Source organism: Erwinia sp., from assembly GCF_031978025.1.
Lineage (GTDB): Bacteria > Pseudomonadota > Gammaproteobacteria > Enterobacterales > Enterobacteriaceae > Erwinia.
This window is the reverse complement of the sequence record NZ_DALZCD010000331.1, coordinates 1-4,197: the sequence shown is the minus strand read 5'-3', so window position 1 is coordinate 4,197 and position 4,197 is coordinate 1. Positions and strand designations below refer to the sequence as shown.

The following is a 4,197-nucleotide window of genomic DNA, read 5'->3' as shown; positions in this document are numbered from 1 at the left end:
GGCGCCTTAAATATTCATCTAATGCGAAGGATCCTGAATGTCTTTTGAGCGCGAATGAGTAAACTTGTCCCTGCGCGCGTTGCCCTGTGGATAAATTGGAACAAAACTGTGTAGAAAGTGAAGATCTCTGCTGCGCTTTGCGCTATGATCCGCCCTTCCGTTAGCGATCCTCCGGGTCAGTCAGCGGCGGAGAAACCGCGGACAGCGGTTCGTATGTGCGTCATCTGCATGCGTCAACAATGATGAATTTATCGCTTCAGCGCCTTTTTTCTTATCGAATATTTTCGAGTGGAGTCCGCCGTGTCACTTACGCTTTGGCAACAGTGTCTTGCCCGTTTGCAGGATGAACTACCTGCCACCGAATTCAGCATGTGGATACGTCCGCTCCAGGCTGAATTGAACGACAACACCCTGGCCCTGTATGCACCAAACCGCTTTGTGCTCGACTGGGTTCGTGACAAATACCTTAATAATATCAATGCGCTGCTTAACGATTTTTGCGGCACCGATGTGCCTTTGCTGCGCTTTGAAGTCGGCAGCAAGCCGGTGACGCGCCCGGTCAGCCAGCCCGTTATGAGCAGCGCCAGCGCGCCGCCGCCGATGAGTCGTCCGGCGCCGGTACGGCCGAGCTGGGACAGCATGCCCGCGCCAGCGGAGCTGTCGTATCGCTCCAATGTGAATACCAAACACAACTTCGATAACTTCGTTGAAGGTAAGTCGAACCAGCTGGCGCGCGCGGCGGCTCGTCAGGTCGCCGATAACCCTGGCGGCGCTTATAACCCTCTGTTCCTTTATGGCGGCACTGGCCTGGGGAAAACTCACCTGCTTCATGCTGTGGGTAACGGCATCATGGCACGCAAGCCCAACGCCAAAGTGGTCTATATGCACTCAGAGCGTTTTGTGCAGGATATGGTGAAGGCGCTGCAAAATAATGCGATTGAAGAATTTAAGCGCTACTACCGTTCGGTAGATGCGCTGCTGATCGATGATATTCAGTTTTTCGCCAATAAAGAGCGCTCGCAGGAGGAGTTTTTCCACACCTTCAACGCGCTACTGGAAGGCAATCAACAGATCATCCTGACGTCGGATCGCTATCCTAAAGAGATTAATGGCGTCGAGGATCGTTTGAAATCGCGCTTTGGCTGGGGCCTGACGGTGGCGATCGAGCCGCCGGAACTGGAAACCCGCGTGGCGATCCTGATGAAAAAAGCGGATGAAAACGACATCCGTCTGCCGGGCGAGGTTGCCTTCTTTATTGCCAAGCGACTGCGTTCTAACGTGCGTGAGCTGGAAGGCGCGCTGAACCGCGTGATCGCTAACGCCAACTTTACCGGCCGCGCCATTACTATCGACTTCGTGCGTGAAGCGCTGCGCGATCTGCTGGCGCTGCAGGAAAAGCTGGTCACCATCGATAATATCCAGAAGACGGTGGCGGAGTATTACAAAATCAAGGTAGCCGACCTGCTTTCCAAGCGGCGTTCGCGCTCCGTCGCGCGTCCTCGCCAGATGGCGATGGCGATGGCGAAAGAGCTGACTAACCACAGCTTGCCGGAAATCGGCGACGCTTTCGGGGGTCGTGACCATACAACGGTGCTGCACGCCTGTCGCAAGATCGAGCAGCTGCGTGAAGAGAGTCACGATATTAAAGAAGATTTCTCAAATCTAATCAGAACATTATCTTCCTGACGCTATGAAATTTATTGTTGAACGTGAGCAGTTACTTAAACCCTTACAGCAGGTCAGCAGCCCGCTGGGCGGTCGGCCGACGCTGCCGATCCTCGGCAATCTGCTTTTACAGGTCAACGACGGCAGCCTGCTGCTGACGGGAACGGACTTAGAAATGGAAATGGTGGCCCGCGTCGCGCTGACGCAGGATCACGAGCCGGGTGCCACTACCGTGCCCGCGCGTAAGTTTTTCGATATCTGCCGTGGCCTGCCCGAAGGCGCAGAGATCACCGTGATTTTGGAAGGTGAAAGGATGCTGGTGCGCTCCGGCCGCAGCCGCTTCTCGCTTTCCACTCTGCCTGCCAGCGACTTCCCGAATCTGGACGACTGGCAAAGCGAAGTCGAATTTACGCTGCCGCAGGCGACGATGAAGCGCCTGATTGAAGCCACGCAGTTTTCCATGGCTCATCAGGACGTACGTTATTACCTTAACGGCATGCTGTTTGAAACGGAAGGCGAAGAGCTGCGCACCGTTGCGACCGACGGCCACCGCCTGGCTGTCTGTTCGATGCCCGTGGGGCAGTCTCTGCCGAACCATTCGGTGATCGTGCCGCGTAAAGGCGTGATTGAGTTGGTGCGTCTGCTGGACGGCGGCGAGACGCCGCTGCAGGTGCAGATCGGCAGTAACAATATCCGTGCACACGTTGGCGATTTCATCTTTACCTCCAAGCTGGTCGATGGACGTTTCCCGGACTATCGTCGCGTATTGCCGAAGAATCCGGACAAAACGCTGGATGCCGGCTGCGATCTGCTGAAACAGGCGTTTTCCCGCGCGGCTATCCTCTCTAACGAGAAGTTCCGCGGCGTTCGCCTGTATATCAGTGAAAATCAGCTGAAAATTACTGCTAATAATCCGGAGCAGGAAGAAGCCGAAGAGATGCTGGATGTCACCTACGGCGGCACCGATCTGGAAATCGGCTTTAACGTTAGCTACGTGCTGGACGTGCTGAACGCGCTGAAATGTGAAAATGTGCGGCTGCTGCTGACCGACTCCGTTTCCAGCGTGCAGATTGAAGACGCGGCCAGCCAGTCAGCGGCCTATGTCGTCATGCCAATGCGTTTGTAGTAAAATCATCGGGCTGACTTTGTTCTGCTTCCGCCAACGCTCGCCGTCCCCATGCGGCGGCGTTGCGCTTGTCCGCATCGTTAACGCTCTGGCCTTGTGTAATCGCTCGTGCCGTTTTATCTGATCCACTGCCCGCGGAATAACTCCACTTATGGCTTTAACCCGCCTGCTTATCAAAGATTTTCGCAACATTGAAAATGCCGATCTGGCGCTGGCGCCCGGTTTCAACTTTTTGGTCGGCGCTAACGGCAGCGGCAAAACCAGCGTGCTGGAAGCGATTTATACGCTGGGTCATGGTCGGGCTTTCCGTAGCCTGCAGGCAGGCAGAGTCATTCGCCACGAGCAGGATGCTTTTATCCTGCACGGCCGCATTGAAGGTGCCGAGCGCGAAACGACGGTTGGCCTGACTAAAAACCGTGCGGGCGACAGCAAGGTGCGGGTTGACGGCACCGACGGCCATAAAGTTGCCGAGCTGGCGCAAATGCTGCCGATGCAGCTGATCACCCCGGAAGGTTTTACGCTGCTTAACGGCGGGCCGAAATACCGGCGCGCCTATATCGACTGGGGCTGTTTCCATAACGAGCCGGGCTTTTTTACCGCCTGGAGTAACCTGCGGCGGCTGTTGAAGCAGCGCAACGCCGCGCTGCGGCAGGTGACGCGCTACCAGCAGATCCGCGCCTGGGATCAGGAGCTGGCGCCGCTGGCGGAACAGATTAGCCAGTGGCGAGCCGCCTACAGCGAAGCTATCGCTGAGGATATTACCGCTACCTGCGCGCAGTTTTTGCCGGAATTTGCGCTGAATTTCTCTTTCCAACGCGGTTGGGATAAAGAGACGGATTATCGGGAGCTGCTGGAGCGTCAGTTCGAGCGCGACCGCGCCTTAACCTACACGGCCAGCGGCCCGCACAAAGCGGACTTCCGCATTCGTGCCGACGGCACGCCAGTGGAAGATCTGCTGTCGCGTGGCCAGCTAAAGCTGTTGATGTGCGCCCTGAGGCTGGCGCAGGGTGAGTTTCTCACCCGACAGAACGGGCGACGCTGCCTGTATCTGATAGATGATTTTGCCTCCGAGCTGGATGAGACGCGACGCCACCTGTTGGCTTCGCGCTTAAAAGCGACTCGGGCCCAGGTTTTTGTCAGCGCCATCAGCGCCGATCATGTGTTCGATATGGCTGACGAAAAGGGCAAGATGTTCCACGTGGAACAGGGTAAAATAGCGGTTCAACCTGAAGATTAAACGAGCGAGAAACGTTGATGTCGAATTCTTATGACTCCTCAAGTATCAAAGTTCTGAAAGGGCTGGATGCTGTACGCAAGCGCCCGGGTATGTATATCGGCGATACGGATGACGGCACCGGTCTGCACCATATGGTATTCGAGGTTGTGGACAACGCCATCGACGAAGC

At 56.1% G+C, this 4,197-nt stretch carries 3 protein-coding genes and 1 pseudogene; all 4 read left to right on the top strand.

Annotated elements, in window-relative coordinates; genetic code table 11:
- The first annotated feature begins 300 nt into the window (after positions 1 to 300).
- Positions 301 to 1,686 (top strand): chromosomal replication initiator protein DnaA, encoded by a 1,386-nt coding sequence (gene dnaA / locus RTK32_RS19540; protein ID WP_312046892.1) that lies wholly within the window; start codon positions 301 to 303, stop codon positions 1,684 to 1,686.
- Positions 1,687 to 1,690: 4 nt separating this feature from the next.
- Positions 1,691 to 2,791 carry a DNA polymerase III subunit beta gene (dnaN, locus tag RTK32_RS19535; RefSeq protein WP_312046890.1) on the top strand — a complete coding sequence of 367 codons (1,101 nt, stop codon included), beginning with the start codon at positions 1,691 to 1,693 and terminating at the stop codon, positions 2,789 to 2,791.
- Positions 2,792 to 2,942: 151 nt separating this feature from the next.
- Positions 2,943 to 4,028 carry a DNA replication/repair protein RecF gene (gene recF / locus RTK32_RS19530; RefSeq protein WP_312046889.1) on the top strand — a complete coding sequence of 362 codons (1,086 nt, stop codon included), beginning with the start codon at positions 2,943 to 2,945 and terminating at the stop codon, positions 4,026 to 4,028.
- 17 nt (positions 4,029 to 4,045) lie between these two features.
- Positions 4,046 to 4,197, top strand: a pseudogene (locus RTK32_RS19525) (DNA gyrase); the annotation flags it as partial.

Coding starts and splice junctions, on each gene's coding strand:
- recF (WP_312046889.1), top strand. CDS start 2,943: ATGGCTTTAACCCGCCTGCTTATCAAAGATTTTCGCAACATTGAAAAT.
- dnaN (WP_312046890.1), top strand. CDS start 1,691: ATGAAATTTATTGTTGAACGTGAGCAGTTACTTAAACCCTTACAGCAG.